At 59.3% G+C, this 21,360-nt stretch carries 23 protein-coding genes and 1 tRNA gene; 18 read left to right on the plus strand and 6 right to left on the minus strand.

What is annotated here, in order from left to right; translation table 11 throughout:
- Positions 1–21 precede the first annotated feature (21 nt).
- The 10 genes from ACRRSD_RS10405 to ACRRSD_RS10450 are packed head-to-tail and all read left to right on the plus strand — an operon-like array spanning position 22 to position 8,735.
- Positions 22–984 carry a 2-thiouracil desulfurase family protein gene (locus ACRRSD_RS10405; RefSeq protein WP_435037997.1) on the plus strand — a complete coding sequence of 321 codons (963 nt, stop codon included), beginning with the start codon at positions 22–24 and terminating at the stop codon, positions 982–984.
- The gene (locus ACRRSD_RS10410; RefSeq protein ID WP_435037998.1) at positions 984–1,925 is read left to right on the plus strand and encodes a MerR family transcriptional regulator; all 942 of its coding nucleotides are present in this window, start codon (positions 984–986) and stop codon (positions 1,923–1,925) included. The genes ACRRSD_RS10405 and ACRRSD_RS10410 overlap by 1 nt, the downstream gene beginning before the upstream one ends.
- Before the next feature lie 20 nt (positions 1,926–1,945).
- A complete protein-coding gene (gene phrB, locus ACRRSD_RS10415) occupies positions 1,946–3,391 on the plus strand; it encodes a deoxyribodipyrimidine photo-lyase (protein WP_435037999.1) in 1,446 nt (481 codons plus the stop codon).
- Positions 3,384–3,806 carry a nuclear transport factor 2 family protein gene (locus tag ACRRSD_RS10420; protein WP_435038000.1) on the plus strand — a complete coding sequence of 141 codons (423 nt, stop codon included), beginning with the start codon at positions 3,384–3,386 and terminating at the stop codon, positions 3,804–3,806. Before phrB ends, ACRRSD_RS10420 begins: the two co-directional genes overlap by 8 nt.
- Positions 3,803–4,585 carry an SDR family NAD(P)-dependent oxidoreductase gene (locus ACRRSD_RS10425; protein ID WP_435038001.1) on the plus strand — a complete coding sequence of 261 codons (783 nt, stop codon included), beginning with the start codon at positions 3,803–3,805 and terminating at the stop codon, positions 4,583–4,585. The genes ACRRSD_RS10420 and ACRRSD_RS10425 overlap by 4 nt, the downstream gene beginning before the upstream one ends.
- Entirely contained in the window at positions 4,582–5,829 is a 1,248-nt protein-coding gene (locus ACRRSD_RS10430) for an NAD(P)/FAD-dependent oxidoreductase (RefSeq protein WP_435038002.1), read from the plus strand. Before ACRRSD_RS10425 ends, ACRRSD_RS10430 begins: the two co-directional genes overlap by 4 nt.
- A complete protein-coding gene (locus ACRRSD_RS10435; protein WP_435038003.1) occupies positions 5,826–6,641 on the plus strand; it encodes a DUF1365 domain-containing protein in 816 nt (271 codons plus the stop codon). The genes ACRRSD_RS10430 and ACRRSD_RS10435 overlap by 4 nt, the downstream gene beginning before the upstream one ends.
- Positions 6,628–7,893: a class I SAM-dependent methyltransferase gene (locus ACRRSD_RS10440; RefSeq protein ID WP_435038004.1), complete on the plus strand. Its 1,266-nt coding sequence runs from the start codon at positions 6,628–6,630 to the stop codon at positions 7,891–7,893. The genes ACRRSD_RS10435 and ACRRSD_RS10440 overlap by 14 nt, the downstream gene beginning before the upstream one ends.
- The gene (locus ACRRSD_RS10445; protein WP_435038005.1) at positions 7,886–8,377 is read left to right on the plus strand and encodes a DUF2878 domain-containing protein; all 492 of its coding nucleotides are present in this window, start codon (positions 7,886–7,888) and stop codon (positions 8,375–8,377) included. Before ACRRSD_RS10440 ends, ACRRSD_RS10445 begins: the two co-directional genes overlap by 8 nt.
- Positions 8,378–8,429: 52 nt before the next feature.
- Positions 8,430–8,735 (plus strand): YkgJ family cysteine cluster protein, encoded by a 306-nt coding sequence (locus tag ACRRSD_RS10450; protein WP_077574517.1) that lies wholly within the window; start codon positions 8,430–8,432, stop codon positions 8,733–8,735.
- 132 nt (positions 8,736–8,867) lie between these two features.
- On the opposite strand, the gene ACRRSD_RS10455 is transcribed toward ACRRSD_RS10450, so the two are convergent.
- The 6 genes from ACRRSD_RS10455 to hemA all read right to left on the minus strand — a co-directional run bounded on the left by ACRRSD_RS10455 (position 8,868) and on the right by hemA (position 14,228).
- Positions 8,868–9,386 (minus strand): acyloxyacyl hydrolase, encoded by a 519-nt coding sequence (locus tag ACRRSD_RS10455; protein ID WP_435038006.1) that lies wholly within the window; start codon positions 9,384–9,386, stop codon positions 8,868–8,870.
- A gap of 112 nt (positions 9,387–9,498) precedes the next feature.
- Entirely contained in the window at positions 9,499–10,290 is a 792-nt protein-coding gene (gene murI, locus ACRRSD_RS10460) for a glutamate racemase (RefSeq protein WP_435038007.1), read from the minus strand.
- Entirely contained in the window at positions 10,283–11,038 is a 756-nt protein-coding gene (locus tag ACRRSD_RS10465) for a molybdopterin-synthase adenylyltransferase MoeB (RefSeq protein WP_435038008.1), read from the minus strand. Before ACRRSD_RS10465 ends, murI begins: the two co-directional genes overlap by 8 nt.
- Positions 11,032–11,862, minus strand: a complete 831-nt coding sequence (gene prmC, locus ACRRSD_RS10470) for a peptide chain release factor N(5)-glutamine methyltransferase (protein ID WP_435038009.1) — start codon at positions 11,860–11,862, stop codon at positions 11,032–11,034. Before prmC ends, ACRRSD_RS10465 begins: the two co-directional genes overlap by 7 nt.
- Positions 11,863–12,945, minus strand: coding sequence for a peptide chain release factor 1 (gene prfA / locus ACRRSD_RS10475; protein ID WP_435038010.1), 1,083 nt, complete (start codon positions 12,943–12,945; stop codon positions 11,863–11,865). It lies immediately after the preceding gene.
- Positions 12,942–14,228: a glutamyl-tRNA reductase gene (gene hemA, locus ACRRSD_RS10480; protein WP_435038011.1), complete on the minus strand. Its 1,287-nt coding sequence runs from the start codon at positions 14,226–14,228 to the stop codon at positions 12,942–12,944. Before hemA ends, prfA begins: the two co-directional genes overlap by 4 nt.
- 182 nt (positions 14,229–14,410) lie before the next feature.
- Between hemA and ACRRSD_RS10485 the strand changes: the two genes are divergently transcribed.
- From ACRRSD_RS10485 to ychF, 8 genes are all read left to right on the plus strand, one after another.
- The gene (locus ACRRSD_RS10485) at positions 14,411–16,135 is read left to right on the plus strand and encodes a tetratricopeptide repeat protein (RefSeq protein ID WP_435038012.1); all 1,725 of its coding nucleotides are present in this window, start codon (positions 14,411–14,413) and stop codon (positions 16,133–16,135) included.
- Between the two features lie 3 nt (positions 16,136–16,138).
- Positions 16,139–16,756 carry a lipoprotein insertase outer membrane protein LolB gene (gene lolB, locus ACRRSD_RS10490; protein ID WP_016987219.1) on the plus strand — a complete coding sequence of 206 codons (618 nt, stop codon included), beginning with the start codon at positions 16,139–16,141 and terminating at the stop codon, positions 16,754–16,756.
- A 3-nt stretch (positions 16,757–16,759) separates the two neighbouring features.
- Complete coding sequence (gene ispE / locus ACRRSD_RS10495; RefSeq protein WP_435038013.1) at positions 16,760–17,611, plus strand: 4-(cytidine 5'-diphospho)-2-C-methyl-D-erythritol kinase; 852 nt, start codon at positions 16,760–16,762, stop codon at positions 17,609–17,611.
- A gap of 36 nt (positions 17,612–17,647) precedes the next feature.
- Positions 17,648–17,722 (plus strand) — tRNA-Gln (locus ACRRSD_RS10500).
- 45 nt (positions 17,723–17,767) lie between these two features.
- A complete protein-coding gene (locus tag ACRRSD_RS10505) occupies positions 17,768–18,709 on the plus strand; it encodes a ribose-phosphate pyrophosphokinase (RefSeq protein ID WP_003171603.1) in 942 nt (313 codons plus the stop codon).
- A gap of 141 nt (positions 18,710–18,850) precedes the next feature.
- Positions 18,851–19,450: a 50S ribosomal protein L25/general stress protein Ctc gene (locus tag ACRRSD_RS10510; RefSeq protein ID WP_435038014.1), complete on the plus strand. Its 600-nt coding sequence runs from the start codon at positions 18,851–18,853 to the stop codon at positions 19,448–19,450.
- A 171-nt stretch (positions 19,451–19,621) separates the two neighbouring features.
- The gene (gene pth, locus ACRRSD_RS10515) at positions 19,622–20,206 is read left to right on the plus strand and encodes an aminoacyl-tRNA hydrolase (protein WP_008079560.1); all 585 of its coding nucleotides are present in this window, start codon (positions 19,622–19,624) and stop codon (positions 20,204–20,206) included.
- A gap of 22 nt (positions 20,207–20,228) precedes the next feature.
- Positions 20,229–21,329, plus strand: a complete 1,101-nt coding sequence (gene ychF, locus ACRRSD_RS10520; RefSeq protein WP_016987222.1) for a redox-regulated ATPase YchF — start codon at positions 20,229–20,231, stop codon at positions 21,327–21,329.
- Positions 21,330–21,360 lie beyond the last annotated feature (31 nt).

The raw sequence follows: 21,360 nt of genomic DNA on the forward strand, positions 1-21,360 counted from the left end.
AGGTATAGATTCGAGGTGCCCATGTCCGATCCTTGCGTAGCCAAACCAAAAATCGCCATCAGCGCCTGCCTGCTGGGTGCCGAGGTGCGCTACAACGGTGGACACAAGGAATCGCGACTGTGCAGCCGTACCCTCACCGAGCATTTCGATTTTTTTCCGGTGTGTCCCGAGGTCGCAATCGGCCTGGGCATTCCCCGCGAACCGATCCGCCTCGTCGGCGATGCCGAGCATCCGCAAGCGCTCGGCACGGTGAACCGGGCGATCAACGTCACCCAACCACTGGCCGAGTATGGCGAAAAAATGGCCGCCGAACTCGATGACATCTGCGGCTACATCTTCATGCAGCAGTCGCCGTCCTGCGGTTTGGAGCGGGTCAAGGTCTACCACGCCAACGGTGCCCCGGTGAACGGCGGCGGACGCGGCATTTACGCCCAGGCGTTCTGCGCACGGCATCCGGATCTGCCCGTGGAAGAAGCCGGGCGTCTCAACGACCCGGTGCTGCGCGAAAACTTCATCACCCGTGTGTTCGCCTACAGCGAATGGCAGCAAGTCCTCGCGAAAGGTCTGAGCCGCCGCGCCCTCACCGAATTCCATTCGCGCTACAAGTACTTGCTGATGGCGCACAACCCACTGCAATACAAAGCACTGGGCAAACTTTTGGGCAACATGGCCCACAGCGATCCCACCGAACTCGGCCCACGCTACTTCAGCGAACTGATGGCGGCGCTGAAAAAATGCGCCACCCGTGGCACCCACTGCAACGTGCTGCTGCACATCAGCGGTTATCTGAAACAGGTAATCAGCGCCGAAGACAAACAGGAAATGCAACACGTCATCGGCCAGTACCGCCAGGGCATCGTGCCGCTGGTGGTGCCGTTGACGCTGCTCAAGCATCACTTTCGCCTCCATCCGGATTCGTACATCGCGCAACAGGTTTACCTGCAACCGCACCCGGAAAACCTCAGCCTGCGAAACGCAATCTAATGAATGACAAAATGGATACCAGCGCCCAGGAAGACCTTGGCGCGGACTTTAAAAAAGCCCTCGATGAAGGCTGGCTGCCGATTCGCGAAGTCGCCCGGCAGACCGGCGTCAACGCGATCACTTTGCGCGCGTGGGAACGCCGCTACGGGCTGGTCGTGCCGCAACGCACCCCCAAAGGCCACCGACTGTATTCGGCCGAACACGTGCAACAGATTCTGACCATCCTCACCTGGCTCAACCGTGGTGTTGCCGTCAGTCAGGTCAAACCGCTGCTCGACGCACCGCAGGCGTTCAGCGAATCGGTGGAAAACGACTGGCAGCGCTTGCGCCAAACCCTGCTTGCAGCCGTCACGCAGCTCAATGAACGCAGCCTCGACGACAGCGTCAATCAGGCCATGGCGCTCTACCCGCCACGCACCTTGTGCGAGCAATTGCTCATGCCGCTGCTGGCGGAACTGGAGCAGCGCTGGCAGGGCCAGTTCGGCGCGCAGATGGAACGGGTGTTCTTTTATTCGTGGTTACGCAGCAAATTCGGCACACGCATCTACCATAACAATCGTCAGTTGCATGGCGCCCCGCTGCTGTTGATCAATCATTCCGACTTGCCACTGGAACCTCATCTGTGGCTGTGCGCGTGGCTGATCAGTGGCGCTGATTGTCCGGTGCAAGTGTTTGACTGGCCGCTGCCGGCCGCCGAACTGGCGCTGGCGGTCGAACATCTGCAAGCCCGTGGCGTACTGCTGTATTCCAGCAAAGCCATGAACCTTGCGCAGTTGCCCAAACTACTGAACGGAGTCAGTTGCCCGAAAATGCTGGTCGGACCAACGGTATGCATCCACCACGCCGAGTTGTCCGCAACAACTTCCGAGATGACTGATGTGTCCCTGGCTGAAGACGCGCTGCTGGCGCACCAGGTACTCGTTCAGCGTGGGCTGATCTAATGGACGCAGTGAGTTCCGACATGCAATTGATCTGGCTGCGCAGCGACCTGCGCCAACATGACAACACTGCACTCGCGGCCGCCGCAGCGCGCGGCCCGACGGTCGCCGTGTACCTGTTGAGCCCGCAGCAGTGGCTGGAACATGACGATGCGCCGTGCAAGGTCGATTTCTGGCTGCGCAACCTCAGTGAGCTGAGCAATAGCCTCGCCGCACTGAACATTCCGTTGTTGATCCGCACCGCAGCGCACTGGGATCAGGCCCCGGCGGAGCTGCTTAAACTCTGCCGGCAGCTGAAGATAGCGGCAGTTCACGTCAATGAAGAATATGGCGTCCATGAAAGCCGTCGCGATGCAGCCGTCGCCGAGGCGCTGAAGGCCGAGGGCATCGATTTCCACAGCCATCTTGATCAATTGTTGTTCAAGCCCGGCACGGTGCTGACCAAGACCGACAGCTACTTCAAGGTGTTCAGCCAGTTCCGCAAAGTCTGTTACGAACGCCTGCATCGCTCGATGCCTGCCCTGATAAAGGCTCCCGGCAAACAAAGCGCTTTGAACATCGACAGCGATCCGGTTCCTGATTCCGTCAAAGGCTTCGCCACACCGAGCCAATCCCTGCGTGATCTGTGGCCCGCCGGCGAAAAGGAAGCCCGGCGCCGCCTCGACACCTTCACCGACGCGCAGATCGACTACTACCAGAGCGAACGCGACTTCCCGGCAAAGCCCGGCACCAGTCAGCTCTCGGCGTATCTCGCCGCTGGGGTGATCTCGCCACGCCAATGCTTGCATGCCGCCCTGCGAAGCAATCAGGGCGAGTTCGAAAGCGGCAAGGTCGGCGCGGTCACCTGGATCAATGAGCTGCTGTGGCGCGAGTTCTACAAGCACATCCTGGTGGGCTATCCGCGAGTCTCGCGGCACCGCGCCTTTCGCCCGGAAACCGAAGCGCTGGCCTGGCGTGATGCGCCGGAGGATCTCGCCGCGTGGCAAGAGGCGCGCACCGGTCTGCCGATCATCGACGCCGCGATGCGCCAACTTCTCGAAACCGGCTGGATGCACAATCGCCTGCGCATGATCGTGGCGATGTTCCTGACCAAAAACCTGCTGATCGACTGGCGCGAAGGCGAACGCTTTTTCATGCGTCACCTCATCGATGGGGATCTGGCGGCGAACAACGGCGGCTGGCAATGGAGTTCGTCGACGGGAACCGATTCGGCGCCGTACTTCCGCATCTTCAACCCGCTGAGCCAGTCGGAAAAGTTCGACAGCGAAGGCCTGTTCATCAAGCACTGGTTGCCGGAACTGGCCTCCCTCAACAAGAAACAAGTGCACAACCCGGCCGACGTCGGTGGTTTGTTCGGCGCGGCGGACTATCCGTCGCCGATCGTCAACCTCAGCACCTCGCGCCAACGGGCGCTGGCAGCCTTCAAGAATCTGCCTTCGCGTACGTCTTCAGGAGGTGATGATGAGTGAATTCCTGCGCCGTTTCGCCCGGCAATTTTCAGCGTTGAACAAAGACAACCTGCATACCCTGGGCGAGCTGTACAGCGATGACATTCACTTTACTGACCCGTTGCACGAGGTGCAGGGGCTGGCGCAGCTGCGCGACTACTTTGGCGAGCTGTACGCCAACGTCAGCGAACTGCGTTTCGACTTTCATGGTTTCGACCAGATCAGCGACTGCGAAGGCTATTTGCGCTGGGTCATGAGCTATCGCCATCCGCGCTTGGCGAATGGCCGCGTGATTCGCGTCAGCGGCTGCTCGCACCTGCTCTGGCGCGACAAGGTTTATCGCCACCGGGATTACTTCGATGCCGGGGCGCTGCTGTATGAACACTTGCCAGTATTGGGCCGGGTGATTGCCTGGCTGAAAAGGAGAATGGGATGAGTCGTACACCTCCACGGCGTTATTGGTTGACCGGGGCCAGCAGTGGCATCGGTGCGGCGCTGGCTGAAGAGATTCTGAAAACCGGTGCGCATCTGGCGGTCAGTTCCCGCCAGATCGCCCCGCTCAAGGTCTTGTCGCAACGCTATCCCGGGCAGGTTCTGGTGGTGCCGGGGGATCTGACCAACAGCCAGACTGTGCGCGAAATCGGCGAGCAGATCGCCGCAGACTGGGGTTCGCTGGACTCGGTGATTCTCAACGCCGGCACCTGCGAATATGTCGATGCCAAGCAGTTCGATTCCTCGATCATCGAGCATGTGGTGCGCACCAATCTGCTCGCCAGCAGTTACTGCATCGAAGCCGCGCTGCCGCTGCTGCGCAAAGGCACCGCGCCGCATCTGGTCGGTGTGGCCAGTTCGGTCACCTACCTGCCGTTACCACGGGCCGAAGCCTATGGCGCGTCGAAGGCCGGTCTGCGTTATCTGTTCGAATCGCTGCGCATCGATCTGGCCGACGAAGGCATTGAAGTCACCGTGGTCAGCCCCGGTTTTGTCGAAACACCGCTGACCGCCAAGAATGATTTCCCCATGCCCTTGAGCTGGCCTGTGGATAAAGCCGCACGGCACATCTTCGCCAAGCTAAAGGACCGGCCGCTGGAGATCGCCTTTCCGGCGCTGTTCATGGCCGCGTTGTGGCCGCTGTCGAAACTGCCGGCACGCGTGCAACTGGCGATCGGCAAGCGCATGGTGCGCAAGTCGCCTCCGCTGACGGATCCGACATGAAAATCGCCATCGTCGGCAGCGGGATCGCCGGGCTGACCTGCGCCTACCTGCTCAATCGCCGCCATGAAGTCACGGTGTTCGAGGCTGGCGACTGGGTCGGTGGCCACACGCACACGGTGCCGGTGACCGTCGATGGCCGCCAATATGCGGTGGACACCGGTTTCATAGTGTTCAACGACTGGACCTACCCGAACTTCATCCGTCTGCTCGGCCAGCTCGGCGTAGCGTTCAAACCGACGGAAATGAGTTTCTCGGTGACCGACCCGGACACCGGCCTGGAATACAACGGCAACAACCTCAACAGCCTCTTCGCCCAGCGCAGCAATCTGTTGTCGCCGGGGTTCTGGGGCATGTTGCGCGATATTCTGCGCTTCAATAAAGAAGCCCAGCGCGACCTGGTTGAACTGCGCATCGCCGCCGACACCACACTCGACGAATACCTCAAGGCCGGCGGTTACGGCGAGCGTTTCATCCTGCATTACATCGTGCCGATGGGCTCGGCGATCTGGTCGATGCCGATGGCGGAAATGCTCAACTTCCCGCTGCAATTTTTTGTGCGTTTTTTCAAGAACCATGGGCTGTTGTCGGTCAGTGAGCGGCCGCAATGGCAAGTCATCGAAGGCGGTTCCAGCGCCTATATCGCGCCGCTGACGGCCGCGTTCAAGGAGCGGATTCGCCTCAATTGCCCGGTAACCCGGGTTGATCGCGATGTGCATGGCGTAGTTATCCACAGCCCGGCAGGCCTTGAGCATTTCGATCGGGTGGTGTTCGCCTGCCACAGCGACCAGGCGCTGAAACTGCTGGCAGTCCCCAGCAATGCCGAACGCGCGATCCTCGGTGCGCTGCCCTATGCCGACAATGAAGTGGTGCTGCACACCGACACGCGTTTGCTGCCGACGCGCAAACTGGCTTGGGCGAGCTGGAACTACCGGCTCAGCGGCGCCGGCCATACTCACGCCGCCGTCACCTACGACATGAACATTCTGCAGGGTATTCAGAGCGACACCACGTTCTGCGTCAGCCTCAATCAGAGCGCCGGCATCAGCCCGGACAAAGTGCTTGCCCGTTACACCTACGCCCATCCGCAATTCAGCCTCGCGGCGGTGGCAGCACAGAATCGCTGGGGCGAACTGGATGGTGCGCAGCACACACATTATTGCGGCGCCTACTGGGCCAATGGTTTTCATGAGGACGGAGTGGTCAGCGCCTTGCGCGTGGCCGCTGCATTCGGGGAAACCTTATGAACAGCGCCCTGTACAGCGGATGGATCGGCCATCGGCGTTTCTCGCCGCGCCGCCATGAATTCCGCTACCAGATCGGTCTGCTCTACCTCGATCTCAGCGAACAGGACGCGGTGCTTGCACTGTCGCCACTGGCCGGACGCAGCCGTTTTGCGCCGTTTTCATTTCGCGAGACTGACTACCTGAAGACCTTTACCGGCCGTGGCATACGCCTGATCGATGCCGTGCGTCAGCAGGTCGGCATCGCCATCGGCCACGAACCGCAAGGCGCGATCTGCCTGCTGACCCAGGCGCGCAGTTGGGGGTTGTCGTTCAACCCGGTGAGTTTCTTTTATTGCCATGAAGCCGACGGGCAACTGGCGGCGATTGTCTGCGAAGTGACCAACACGCCGTGGCGCGAGCGTTATCACTATGTGTTGCCGGCGCGCCCGCCGGTCAATCTGCAGGATTTCCATCAACACTTCGCCGTGGCCAAAGCCTTTCATGTTTCGCCGTTCCTGCCACGCGACCTCGAATACCGCATGAGCTTCAGCCCCGCCGCGCAAACCCTCGGCGTGCACATGGCCGACTGGCAGGGCGAGCAAAAACTGTTCGACGCGACGCTCAATCTGCAACGCGAAAGCCTTGATCGCCACAGCCTGCACCGTCACTTGCGGCGCTTTCCGTGGATGACCGCAAAAACCGCGTTGGCGATTTACTGGCAAGCGCTGCGACTGCTGCTCAAACGCGCACCGATCTTTGCTCATCAGACTGCCGACGGCAGCTTTCAAACCGCCACTGTGCCTCCCAAGGAGCACCACCATGAAATCCTCTAGTCTGTCGGTCGGTCGGTTCAGCACCAACGGTGTGACCGGATCGCTGCTGCGCCGTGGCGTGTTACGCCAATTGGCGCAACTCAAACACGGGCAATTGCTGGTAGTCGAGGATGGCGAACGGCTGATGTTCGGTACGCCCGGCAGTGCCTTGCTCGGGGAAATCCATGTGCTCGACCCGGCAGTCTGGGGCATGGTCGCCGGCAATGGTTCGATCGGTGCTGGCGAGGCGTTTATTCACGGCTATTGGAGTTCGCCGGACCTGACAGCGGTGGTGCGCGTGTTCGTCAGCAACCTCGACGTGCTCGATGCCATGGAGGGCGGCCTGGCGCGCCTCGGCCGGCCGTTGGTGCAAGGCTTGCACTGGCTCAACCGCAATACGCGCAAGGGCTCGCAGAAAAACATCGCCGCGCACTACGATCTGGGCAATGACCTGTTCGAGCAGTTTCTTGATCCGACCATGATGTATTCCGCGGCGCAGTTCCTTACGCCCGAAGACAGTCTGGAGCAGGCTCAATTGAACAAGCTGGAGCGAATCTGCCAGAAGCTCGCGCTCAAACCCGGCGACCACTTACTGGAGATCGGCACCGGTTGGGGCAGTATGGCGCTCTATGCTGCTCAAAATTACGGTTGCCGTGTAACCACCACAACACTGTCGAAAGAACAGTACGCGTTTACCGCGCAACGCATCGAACAGCTGGGCTTGCAGGATCGGGTCACGCTGCTGCTCAAGGACTACCGCGACCTCACCGGCGAATACGACAAACTGGTGTCGATCGAAATGATCGAAGCGGTCGGTCACCGCTTCCTGCCGACCTATTTCAAACAATGCGCCCACCTGCTCAAGAGCAACGGCCTGATGCTGATCCAGGCGATCACCATTCGCGAACAACGCTACGAACAAGCCAAGCGCGGCGTCGACTTTATCCAGCGTTACATCTTCCCCGGCGGCGCCCTGCCCTGCGTGCAGAAAATGCTCGAAGTGGTCAGCCGCGACACCGACATGAACCTGCTGCACATGGAAGATTTTGGCCTGCATTACGCAAAAACCCTACGCCTGTGGCACGAGAACTTCCGCCGCGCCCATGGCCGTTTGACCGAGCTGGGTTATGACGACTACTTCCTGCGGCTGTGGGAGTTCTACCTGTGCTACTGCGAGGGCGGCTTCCTCGAACGCACCATCGGCACCGCGCAATTGCTGCTAGCCAAACCGGCAGCGATGACCGCTCCGTTGCTCGGACGCTTCGATGCTTGAGCGTGTCGCCAATGCCGTGCTGTTCCAGATCGGCTGGCTGACCTGCGTACTCGGCGGCAACAGCTTGTGGTTGTTGCTGGCGTTGGCGGTGCTGGTGATTCATCTGCGCTGGATCAGCAGTTGGGCGGCTGAAGGCCGTTTGATTTTGAGCGTGGTAATTGTCGGCACGGCGGTGGACAGTGTGTTGCGTGGTGTAGGGGTGTTCGAGTTTCAGGATCAGTCACCACTGATTCCGCTGTGGCTGATGCTGCTCTGGGCGCTGCTGGCCACCACATTGCGCCATTGCCTGGCATGGAGCGCCCGGCCGTGGTGGCTGGCCAGTGTGCTGGGTGCCATCGGCGGCGCGTTGTCGTACTACGCGGGTGGACGCCTGGCCGGGGTGCAATTTCCCTATGGCGAGTTATCGACGCTGATCGGCATCGGCCTGCTCTGGGCGCTGTTGTTTCCGCTGCTTCATGCGATGGCGCGGCGGCTGGCGCACTGAGCGTCTGTCAGACCTTTCACACGCACAGCAGCGACTGCCTTACACTGCCGCCATGAAAACCATTCCCCACCAGCAAATCACCGAGCCTGCCGTCACCTGCTCGACCTGCGCAGCCTGCTGCTGTCAGCTCGAAGTGATGCTGATCACCGACACTGGCGTGCCTGATCGCTTTATCGATACCGATGAATGGGGTGGCGAGGTGATGTTGCGTCTGGACGACGGTTGGTGTGCGGCGCTGGATCGCGACACGATGATGTGCACGATTTACGAAAAGCGTCCGCTGATTTGCCGCGAGTTCGAGATGGGCGCGCCGGAGTGCATTGAAGAACGCAAAGGCATCACGACCGCCTACCGCTGATTTTTGAGTTCACTGAAAACAACTGTGGGAGCGAGCTTGCTCGCGAAGGCGGTCTTTCATTCAACATCATCGTTGAATATGAAATAGCTTTCGCGAGCAAGCTCGCTCCCACAGGGGTGAGGCGTGTATCTGTTACAACGGCAACGTGTAATGCAGCGAGTAACTTTCTACACCGTCGTTGTCACTGGCAAGACCAGCGTTGGAATAGTGCGTCGCACGAATCCCGACTTCATGCCCGCCATTGAAGCGCAGACCAAAACCGATACGGTCTTCGAACTGGAACGAGCCGCCAAGGTTATTGGACTCGTACTTGGTATTGGAGAACGCCGCGACGCCAATCCCCGCCTCGATATACGGTTTGACCGACTGACCGGCAAACTCGTAAACAAACACCGGCGAGAACGAAAGGCTGTTGTTGCTGGACGTCTTGTCGCCTTCCCAGTAGGTGTAGGCGCCGCTCCAGTAACCGGTCAGGCGACCGACGTCGCTCTGCAGCCAGCTCTTGTCCCAGTCGAAATTCATGCCCAGGCGGTACGTCATGGTCGAGTCGCTGGTGGCCCCCACCGCAAACTCGACACCTGCCGCTTGTGCAGTAAAACTTTGCCCCATCAGTGCGGCCGCAATCGCGGCCAAGCAGAATAGTCGCTTCACGTTGAAACTTCCTTTTCCGGAACGATCGTTTGGTTTTCTAGATAACTCTTCGCTATAGAAGCTAGCGCCTGCTCAGAAGTTCAGCTGATTTTTTAGTTATTTCACAATTTTTTTACAAGTCAAAGTTTTGCACTTCGCCAGCGTTTTGTCCGAGCAGTGGCAGGATGTTTTTAAAGTACTCAGGATCGGCGCTGGTCCAGAATCTGACCGGCTGGTTCGGGCCGACAGCGAGCAAATCGCGCTCCGCCAAAAGCCGCTGAAGTTGCCGCGCTACGGCAGCACCGGTATCGATCAGGCTGATGTCCGCAGGGATCATCGACTTGAGCATCGGCTTGAGAAAGGGATAGTGGGTGCAGCCCAGAATGATCGTGTCGCAACCGCTGGCCAGCAGCGGTTCGACATAACCTTGCAGCAACTGGCGCAACTCGGCGCTGTGCAGATCGCCGCTTTCAATCAGCTCGACCAGGCCGGGGCATGGCTGGGTGATCACGCGCACGTCAGCGGCAAAGCGATCCAGCAACGCGGCGAACTTGGCGCTCTGCAATGTGCCGGTGGTGGCGAGCACGCCGACCACACCGCTGCGGGTTGCGGCGGCGGCAGGTTTGACCGCAGGCTCCATGCCGACAATCGGCCAATCGGGAAAATCACGTCGCAAGTCGGCAACGCCCGCGACCGTCGCGGTATTGCAGGCCAGCACCAACGCTTTGGCACCCTGCTCGCGGAAAAACCCGGCCATCACGCTGCAACGCTGGCGAATGAATTCCGGAGTTTTCTCGCCGTAAGGAATGTGACCGCAATCGGCGACATAGAGCAGCGATTCACTGGGCAGCAAACGCTGGATTTCCGCGAGTACCGACAAGCCGCCGACGCCGGAGTCGAACACGCCGATCGGCGCTTCACGCATGGCGCGAACCACAGACGCTGCAACCCGGATCACGCTTGACGCGCAACTCGCGGAAACGCGAACCGAGGGCATCGATCAACAGCAAACGACCCACCAGCGGTTCGCCGAAACCGACCAGCACTTTCAAAGCCTCGAGCGCTTGCAGGCTGCCCACCAGACCTACCAGCGGCCCGACCACACCGGCCTCGCTGCAGGTCAGTTCGGCTTCGCTGCCGTGCCCGTATAAACAGTGATAGCAAGGGCTCTCGGCGCGACGCGGGTCGAATACCGACAACTGCCCTTCCAGCCGAATCGCCGCGCCGCTGACCAAAGGTTTGCATGCAGCCACACACGCAGCGTTGACCGCTTCGCGGGTGGAAAAATTATCGGAGCAGTCAAGCACCAGATCCACCGCTGCCACGGCAGCCGCGAGGGAATCCTCATCCAGTGCCTGGCGATGGCCGATCAATTGAATCTCGGGATTGATCGCGCTCAGACGCTTGAGGGCCGAGTCGACCTTGCTCATACCGACGCTGTCGGTGTCATGAATGATCTGGCGTTGCAGGTTGGTCAGATCGACCGTGTCGAAATCCGCCAGATGCAATTCACCGACACCGGCCGCTGCCAGATACAGCGCAACCGGCGCGCCGAGACCGCCGAGGCCGACAATCAGCACGCGACTGGCCTTGAGCTTCAACTGCCCGTCGATGTCGATGTGTTGCAGCAGAATCTGCCGGCTGTAGCGCAGCAATTCCTGATCATTCAGCACGGCAGGCGCCCCAGACTGATGCGTTGATGACCGCCCAGATCGGTGCGGCTGTGGACTTCTTCGAAACCGCGCGTCAGCAGCAGATCGCGCACGGCTTCGGCTTGATCATAGCCGTGTTCGAGCATCAACCAGCCAGCGGCCTCCAGATGCTCCGGGGCCTGCGCAACGATCAAGCGCAGATCATCGAGACCGTCCTCACCGGCGACCAGCGCACTGGCCGGTTCGAAACGCACATCGCCCTCGACCAGATGCGGATCGGCCGCAGCGATGTACGGCGGATTGCTGATGATCAACTGGAAACGCTGACCTGCCAGGGCGCTGAACCAATGACTGCTCAGCACCGTGGCGTTGTTCAAATGCAGACGCTGACGATTGCGTTCAGCCAAGGCCACGGCTTCGAGTACGCGATCCACGGCGGTGACTTTCCACGCTGGACGTTCGCTGGCCAAGGCCAATGCAATCGCACCGCTGCCAGTGCCGAGGTCGAGCACTTTGGCCGGCGTCGCGGGGAGCAATTCCAGCGCCACTTCCACCAGCAATTCAGTGTCCGGACGCGGGATCAGCGTGTGCGGCGCGACTTCCAGATCGAGTTTCCAGAAACCCTGTTGGCCGAGAATGTAGGCCACTGGCTCACCACCACGACGCCGTTGCAGGTATTCGGCAAAGGTCAGCGCCGCTTCACTCGGCACGATGCGCTCGGGCCACGTATGCAGAAAACTGCGCGACTTGCCCAGCGCGGCAGCAAGAAGCAATTCGGCGTCCAGACGCGCCGTGGGTGAATCCGGCAGTTCGGCGGCGCGCAACAGGCTGGCAATGATGGTCATTTATTCACCTATCGCGGCGAGTTGGTCAGCCTGATATTCGGCCAGCAACGGCTCGATCACCGCTTCAACGCCACCGGCGAGGATTTCATCCAGCGAGTACAAGGTCAGGTTGACGCGATGGTCAGTGACCCGGCCCTGAGCAAAGTTATAAGTGCGAATCCGCTCGGAACGGTCACCGGAACCCACCAGCAATTTACGCTCGCTGGCGATCGCATTGGCCGCCGCAGCGGTTTGCTGATCGTTGAGCTTGGCCGACAACCAGGCCATCGCCCGGGCACGGTTCTTGTGCTGCGAACGTTCTTCCTGACACTCGACGACGGTGCCGGTCGGTATGTGCGTAATGCGGATCGCCGAGTCGGTGGTGTTGACGTGCTGACCACCGGCCCCGGAGGAGCGGAAGGTGTCGACGCGCAAATCCGCCGGGTTGATCTCGATGGCTTCGCGCTCGTCCGGCTCGGGCAGCACCGCCACGGTGCAGGCCGAGGTGTGGATTCGGCCCTGGGATTCGGTGGCGGGTACACGCTGTACGCGGTGCGCGCCGGATTCGAATTTCAGCTTGCCGTAAACGTTGTCGCCTTCGATGCGGGCGATGACTTCTTTATAGCCACCGTGTTCGCCTTCGTTTTCCGAAAGGATCTCGACACGCCAGCCACGGCGCTCGGCATAACGCGAGTACATGCGGAACAGGTCGCCGGAGAAGATTGCCGCCTCGTCGCCACCGGTGCCGGCACGGATCTCGAGAAAGACGTTACGCCCGTCATTCGGATCCTTGGGCAGCAACATGCGTTGCAGGTCGGATTCCAGGGTGATCAGCAACTCCTTGGCTTCGCGGACTTCTTCCACGGCCATTTCCCGCATGTCCGGGTCGCTGTCCTTGAGCAGCGCCTGCGCGCCTTCAAGATCGCTTTGTACGCTGAGCAGCTTTTTATAGCCTTGTACCACCGGCTCGAGTTCGGCGTATTCCTTGGAATAGGCGCGGAATTTGCTCTGATCGGCAATGACTTCGCCGTCGCCGAGCAGCGCGGTCAGTTCTTCGAAACGGTCCTGGAGGACATCCAGCTTATTGAGCAGTGACGCTTTCATTGCGGTTTTTTATCCGAAAAGCTATCCGGTGAGCCCTCGAGGGCAAAGAGTTCCTGGGCCATGGCCAGCGCATCGAGGCGGCCTTCGGCAGAAAGCTTTTTCAGTTGCACGCTCGGGGCATGCAACAGTTTATTGGTCAGACCACGGGCCAGTTGCCCGAGTACGTCTTCGGCGTTGCCGCCATTGGCCAGCATGCGCAGGGCTTTTTGCAGCTCCTCGTCACGCAAGCGTTCGCTCTGTTGACGATAGGCCTTGAGCACATCGACCGCCGCCAGCTCACGCAGACGCACCATGAAATCATCGGCGCCGACCGAGACCATCTCTTCCGCTGCCTGGGCTGCACCCTGACGGCTCTTGAGGTTCTCGGCGACCACTTCGTGGAGATCGTCGACGCTGTAGAGGTAAACGTCGTCCAACTCGCCGACTTCCGGCTCGATATCCCGGGGAACGGCGATGTCGACCATGAAGATCGGCTTGTGCTTGCGCAGCTTCAACGCGCTTTCCACCGCGCCCTTACCAAGAATCGGCAACTGACTGGCGGTCGAACTGATCACGATGTCGCTGCGCACCAGTTCTGCCGGGATGTCCGAGAGCAACACCGCGTGGGCGCCGAACTGCTCGGCCAGCAGACTGGCGCGTTCCAGCGTGCGGTTGGCGACGACGATGCGCTTGACGCCCAACTCGTGCAAATGGCGGGCGACCAAGGTAATGGTCTCACCGGCGCCGATCAACAGTGCCTGACTGCGCTGCAAATCACTGAAAATCTGTTTCGCCAGACTGACCGCGGCAAACGCCACGGACACCGGGTTTTCACCGATGGCGGTGTCGGTGCGCACCTGTTTGGCGGCATTGAACGTTGCCTGAAACAGTCGCCCCAACAGCGGGCCGATGGTGCCGGCCTCGCGGGCCACGGCGTAAGCCGACTTCATCTGACCGAGAATCTGTGGTTCGCCGAGCACCAGCGAGTCGAGCCCGGAGGCGACGCGCATCATGTGACGAACTGCCGCATCATCTTCATGCACATAAGCACTCGCGCGCAGCTCATCGAGGCTTAAATGGTGATAGTCGGCCAGCCAGCGCAGCACGATATCGGCAGAAAGCTGATCCTGTTCTATATAAAGCTCACTGCGATTGCAGGTGGAGAGGATCGCGGCTTCGCGGCTGTCGGTCAGTCGGCAGAGCTGCTGCAAGGCCTCCACCAGCTGTTCAGGAGTAAAAGCCACGCGCTCGCGGACGTCTACTGAAGCAGTCTTGTGGTTGATACCGAGTGCAAGGAAGGCCATTCAAGGTCGCTGATGGTGACGTGAAGCCGGCAATTGTCCTACTTCGAAAGATTCAGAACAACTACCGCTGACTATTGTCCCAATCGTCAGTCCCTATAATGGGCACAATTGAGTCTCGGTTATGTTTGACCGAAGGCTTGTGTCATGATGATCCGACCGCAGGTTAGTCGTCCTCTTCCTATATGAATAGATCTTCCGCGTTGCTCCTCGCTTTTGTCTTCCTCAGCGGCTGCCAGGCCTTGGCTCCCGTTTCGCCGGACGGTACGCCGTCGGTTGAAGACACCACGCCCGCGCCTGAAAAGCCCAAGGTTTACAGCTCGTTCAGCGAGGAAACCGTTTTCAGCCTGTTGAGCGCCGAACTCGCCGGCCAGCGCAATCGTTTCGACATTGCCCTGGATAACTACGTGACCCAGGCCATCAACACCCAGGATCCGGGCGTCTCCGAGCGCGCATTCCGTATCGCCGAATATCTGGGCGCCGATCAACCGGCCCTTGATACCGCGCTGATCTGGGCGAAAAACGCCCCGGACGACCTCGAAGCGCAACGCGCTGCCGCCGTGCAACTGGCCCGCGCCGGGCGTTACGACGACTCTATGGTTTATATGGAGAAGGTCCTGCAGGGCAAGGGCGATACCCATTTCGACTTCCTCGCGCTGTCGGCAGCGGATACCGATCAGGAAACCCGCAACGGTCTGATGAAAAGTTTTGACCGGTTGTTGCAGCGTCATCCGAACAACAGCCAGCTGATTTTCGGCAAAGCCCTGCTTTTGCAGCAGGACGGTGACAACAAAGCCGCACTTGCCCTGCTCGAAGACAATCCGCCGGATGACGGCGAGATCGCGCCGATTCTGCTGCGCGCACGCCTGCTGCAAATTCTCAACCGTGGCGACGAAGCACTGCCGCTCCTGCAAAAAAGCATCAAGAAGTACCCGGACGACAAGCGCCTGCGCCTGACTTACGCGCGCATGCTGGTCGAACAGGACCGGATGGACGACGCCAAAGCGGAGTTCTCCAGCCTTGTGCAGCAATACCCGGAAGACGACGAACTGCGTTACTCGCTGGCATTGGTCTGCCTGGAAGCCAAAGCCTGGGACGAGGCCAAGGGTTATCTGGAAGACTTGATCGCCAGGGAAAGCCACGTCGATTCGGCGCACCTGAACCTCGGTCGTATCGCTGAAGAACGCAACGACCCGCAAGGCGCCCTTATCGAATACGCCCAGGTCGGGCCGGGCAATGACTATCTGCCAGCGCAATTGCGTCAGGCCGATATCCTGATGAACAACGGCAAGACCGCTGAAGCGCAAAGCAAACTTGCCGCCCAGCGCGACGAACAACCGGACTACGCGATTCAGTTGTACCTGATCGAATCGGAAACCCTGTCGGCCAATAAACAGGACGACAAGGCCTGGAAAGTCTTGCAGCAAGCCTTGCAGCAATACCCGGATGATCTGAATTTGCTGTACACCCGGGCCATGCTCGCGGAAAAACGCAATGACCTGGCGCAAATGGAAAAAGACCTGCGCTTGATCATCAAGCGTGATCCGGACAACGCCATGGCGCTCAACGCTTTGGGCTACACCCTGTCCGATCGCACCACTCGCTATGCTGAAGCCAAAGCGCTGATCGAGCAGGCACACCAGATCAACCCGGAAGACCCGGCCGTACTCGACAGCCTAGGCTGGGTGAATTACCGCCTGGGCAATCTGGACGACGCCGAGAAATATCTGCGTCAGGCGCTGGAGCGCTTTCCTGATCACGAAGTCGCCGCGCACCTGGGCGAAGTGTTGTGGACCAAGGGCAACCAGCGTGAAGCCAAACAAATCTGGGGCAAATTCCTCAAGGATCAGCCCGACAGCACCATTCTGCGCAGCACCATCAAGCGCCTGACCGGATCCGAGACTCTTTAACTCATGTTTTTGCGCCACGTTATTGTTTTCAGCTTCATCGCCCTGCTCGCCGGCTGCTCGGGCTTTGGCACTCGCGAATCGGTCGAGGGCCACGGCAGCCCGGCTCAATGGGCCGCGAACAAACAGCAACTGACCGGCCTCGACGGCTGGCAGATCGACGGCAAGATCGGCATCCGCGCACCGAAAGATTCCGGTAGCGGCACGCTGTTCTGGCTGCAGCGTCAGGACTATTACGACATTCGTCTGTCCGGCCCGCTGGGCCGTGGCGCCGCGCGACTGACCGGGCGTCCGGGCAAGGTCTCGCTGGAAGTAGCCAACCAGGGTCGCTACGAATCGCAGTCCCCGGAAGCCCTGCTCGAAGAACAGCTTGGCTGGAAACTGCCGGTGTCGAATCTGGCCTGGTGGGTGCGTGGCCTGCCGGCGCCTGATAGCAAAAGTCGCCTGAACCTGGATGCTGACAGCCGCCTGGCCAACCTGGAACAGGATGGCTGGAAAGTCGAATACACCGCGTACACCGAACAAAACGGTTACTGGTTGCCTGAGCGCATCAAGCTGCACGGCACCGACCTCGACGTAACGCTGGTGATCAAGACCTGGCAACCGCGCAAGTTGGGGCAATAACGCATGACCGCTGCACGCCTGACCCTGCCCTCGCCGGCCAAACTCAATCTGATGCTGCACATTCTCGGGCGTCGTGAAGACGGTTACCACGAATTGCAGACGCTGTTTCAGTTTGTCGATTACGGCGATGAAATCACTTTTGCCGTGCGTGATGACGGTGTGATTCAACTGCATACCGAGTTCACTGGCGTGCCGCATGACAGCAACCTGATCGTGCGTGCGGCAAAAATGCTCCAGCAACAGTCCGGCTGTTCGCTCGGCATCGATATCTGGATTGATAAAGTCCTGCCCATGGGCGGCGGTATCGGTGGCGGCAGCTCGAATGCGGCGACGACTTTGCTCGGCCTGAATTATTTATGGCAGTTGGATTGGGATGAAGATCGCCTGGCCGCACTGGGTCTTTCGCTGGGTGCCGACGTACCGGTTTTCGTCCGTGGCCACGCGGCTTTTGCCGAAGGCGTGGGCGAGAAACTCACCCCGGTCGATCCCGAAGAACCGTGGTATCTGGTGCTCGTGCCGCAAGTCTCTGTTAGTACGGCAGAAATTTTTTCCGATCCTTTGTTGACACGTAACACGCCGCCCATTAAAGTGCGCCCCGTTCCCGAGGGAAACAGTCGAAATGACTGCTTGCCGGTGGTTGCAAGGCGTTATCCAGAAGTACGTAACGCATTGGATTTGTTAGGTAAATTTACCGAAGCAAAGCTCACCGGAACTGGAAGTTGTGTGTTTGGGGGCTTCCCAAGCAAAGCTGAAGCTGATAAAGTCTCGGCCCTTCTGACAGAGACCCTTACAGGGTTTGTAGCCAAAGGCAGCAACGTTTCGATGTTGCACCGCAAGCTGCAAAGTCTGCTCTAAAGGAACCAGGTGCTCGGCACCTGATGCAACAGATACAGGGGCGTCGCCAAGCGGTAAGGCAGCAGGTTTTGATCCTGCCATGCGTTGGTTCGAATCCAGCCGCCCCTGCCATTTTCTATACTCATCCAGGTTACCCTCAGCCTCTAGGTACTGCGCGTGTCCAAGATGATGGTCTTTACGGGGAATGCTAACCCCGATCTGGCTCGGCGTGTCGTACGTCAGCTGCATATCCCTCTCGGTGACATCTCTGTCGGCAAGTTTTCCGACGGTGAAATTACAGCCGAGATCAATGAAAACGTTCGCGGTAAAGACGTTTTCATTATTCAGCCGACTTGCGCTCCGACCAACGATAACCTGATGGAACTGGTAGTGATGGCTGATGCCTTCCGCCGCTCCTCGGCTACTCGTATCACTGCTGTTATTCCTTATTTTGGTTATGCCCGTCAGGATCGCCGTCCGCGTTCCGCACGTGTGGCTATCAGCGCGAAAGTCGTCGCTGACATGCTTACCGTAGTCGGCATCGACCGTGTTCTCACGGTTGATCTGCATGCTGACCAGATTCAGGGTTTCTTCGATATTCCGGTAGATAACATCTACGGCTCCCCGGTTCTGGTGGATGACATTGAAGATCAGCGCTTCGAAAACCTGATGATCGTGTCCCCGGACATTGGTGGCGTCGTGCGTGCACGTGCCGTTGCCAAATCCCTGGGCGTGGATCTCGGGATCATCGACAAACGCCGTGAGAAAGCCAATCACTCTGAAGTGATGCATATCATCGGTGATGTCGAAGGGCGTACCTGCATTCTGGTCGATGACATGGTCGATACCGCCGGCACTCTGTGCCACGCGGCCAAGGCCCTGAAAGAGCATGGCGCAGCCAAGGTCTTTGCCTACTGCACACACCCTGTGCTGTCGGGTCGGGCCATCGAGAATATCGAAAATTCCGTGCTGGACGAGCTGGTGGTGACCAACACCATACCGCTGTCCGCTGCAGCACAAGCCTGTGCACGTATCCGTCAACTGGATATCGCACCGGTTGTTGCCGAAGCGGTTCGCCGCATCAGCAATGAAGAATCGATCAGCGCGATGTTCCGTTAAGGGCCCTGCCCTTCGCGAAATGTCTCGTTGACGAAAAGCGCCCCGCCCCGGCATTCCTGCCGGGGCGGGGCTTTTTTGCCCATACCGTGTTCGGCGCTGGTCGCAAACGCCACTCGGTCATGGCTATTTTGGAGATACAAAATGAACGATTTTACTCTGAATGCTGAAGTGCGTTCCGACCTGGGGAAAGGTGCGAGCCGCCGCCTGCGTCGTATCGCTAGCCTGGTTCCAGCTGTAGTTTACGGTGGCGAAAAAGCCCCTGAATCCATCAGCATGCTGGCTAAAGAAGTTGCCAAACTGCTCGAAAACGAAGCTGCCTACAGCCACGTTATCGAACTGAACGTTGGCGGCAAAAAGCAGAACGTCATCATCAAAGCTCTGCAACGTCACCCGTCCAAGGGTCACGTTATGCACGCTGACTTCGTACGCGTCGTAGCCGGCCAGAAACTGACCGCTATCGTGCCTGTGCACTTTGTTGGTGAAGAAGCTCCGACCAAGAAAGGCGGCGAGATCTCGCACGTCCTGAACGAAATCGAAGTAACTTGCCTGCCGAAAGATCTGCCTGAGTTCATCGAAGTCGACCTGTCGGCTCTGGAAATCGGCGCAATCGTCCACCTGTCCGATCTCAAAGCTCCTAAAGGCGTTGAGTTCGTTGCACTGGCTCACGGTGACGACAAAGCTGTTGCAAACGTACACGCTCCACGCGTTGCTCCAGAAGCTGAAGAAGGCGCAGCAGAGTAATTCACTCTGTCATGCCTGAGTGAGCAAGTAACATCGCGGACTGGAACGTAGCGAGAAAGCGGGCGAGAACGCGGAGTTTACATCCATGGTAAATGAGCATTTTTCGTCCACTTTCGCCGCTTTGCCTGATCACGGCGATGTTACCCACCACTCTAAGGAAGGGCCCCTATCGTGACTGCCATCAAACTGATCGTTGGCCTGGGAAATCCAGGCGCCGAATACGACCAGACCCGGCATAACGCAGGGGCCCTTTTTGTTGAGCGCATCGCCCACGCACAGAATGTGAATCTTGTGGCCGATCGCAAATATTTCGGCCTGACCGGGCGCTATTCGCATCAGGGTCAGGATGTTCGTCTGCTGATTCCCACCACCTACATGAACCGCAGCGGCCAGGCCGTAGCGGCACTCGCCGGTTTCTTCCGCATCAAGCCTGAAGAAATCCTCGTGGCGCACGACGAACTCGACTTGCCTCCGGGCGTTGCCAAGCTCAAGCAGGGCGGCGGCCATGGCGGTCACAACGGGTTGCGCGACATCATTGCGCAACTGGGCAATCAGAATACGTTCTACCGCCTGCGGCTTGGCATTGGCCACCCGGGCGTCGCCAGTATGGTTTCAAATTTCGTCCTGGGTCGTGCGCCACGCGCCGAACAGGAAAAACTCGATGCCAGCATCGACTTTGCCCTCGGCGTGCTGCCGGATATCCTCGCCGGTGAATGGAACCGCGCGATGAAAAACCTGCACAGCCAGAAGGCCTGACTCTACTCCGAGGGGAAACACCATGGGATTCAATTGCGGCATCGTCGGCCTGCCTAACGTCGGCAAGTCCACCCTGTTCAACGCCCTGACCAAATCCGGTATCGCGGCCGAGAACTTCCCCTTCTGCACCATCGAGCCGAACAGCGGCATCGTGCCGATGCCGGATCCGCGTCTGGACGCCCTGGCGGCCATCGTCAATCCGAAGCGCATCCTGCCGACCACCATGGAATTCGTCGACATCGCAGGCCTGGTGGCCGGCGCCTCGAAAGGTGAAGGCCTGGGCAACAAGTTCCTCGCCAACATCCGCGAAACCGACGCGATCGCTCACGTGGTGCGCTGCTTCGAAGACGAAAACGTGATCCACGTTTCCAACAGCGTTGACCCGAAACGCGACATCGAAATCATCGACCTGGAACTGATCTTCGCCGACCTCGACAGCTGCGAGAAGCAACTGCAGAAAGTTGCGCGTAACGCCAAGGGTGGTGACAAGGACGCTGTGGTTCAGAAGGCTCTGCTTGAGCAACTGATCGCGCACTTCACCGAAGCCAAGCCTGCGCGCAGCCTGATGAAGAACATGAGCGCTGACGAAAAGGCAGTGATCAAGGGCTTCCACCTGCTGACCACCAAACCGGTCATGTACATCGCCAACGTCGCTGAAGACGGTTTCGAGAACAACCCGCACCTGGACGTGGTTCGCGCAATCGCCGAAGAAGAAGGCGCGATGGTCGTTCCGGTCTGCAACAAGATCGAAGCGGAAATCGCCGAGCTCGATGACGGCGAAGAGAAAGACATGTTCCTCGAGGCCTTGGGCCTGGAAGAGCCTGGCCTGAACCGAGTGATCCGCGCCGGCTACGAAATGCTGCACCTGCAGACCTACTTCACCGCCGGTGTCGAAGAAGTCCGCGCCTGGACCGTCAAAGTCGGTGCCACCGCACCTCAGGCTGCTGGCGTGATCCACACCGACTTCGAGAAGGGCTTCATTCGCGCCGAAGTGATCGCCTACAACGACTTCATCCAGTACAAGGGCGAAGCCGGCACCAAAGAAGCCGGTAAATGGCGTCTGGAAGGCAAGGATTACATCGTCAAAGATGGCGACGTGATGCACTTCCGCTTCAACGTGTAAGCGTTACACCGAAGAAAAAGCCGCGTTTGAT

This window comes from Pseudomonas neuropathica, assembly GCF_051174785.1.
Classification (GTDB): domain Bacteria; phylum Pseudomonadota; class Gammaproteobacteria; order Pseudomonadales; family Pseudomonadaceae; genus Aquipseudomonas; species Aquipseudomonas neuropathica_A.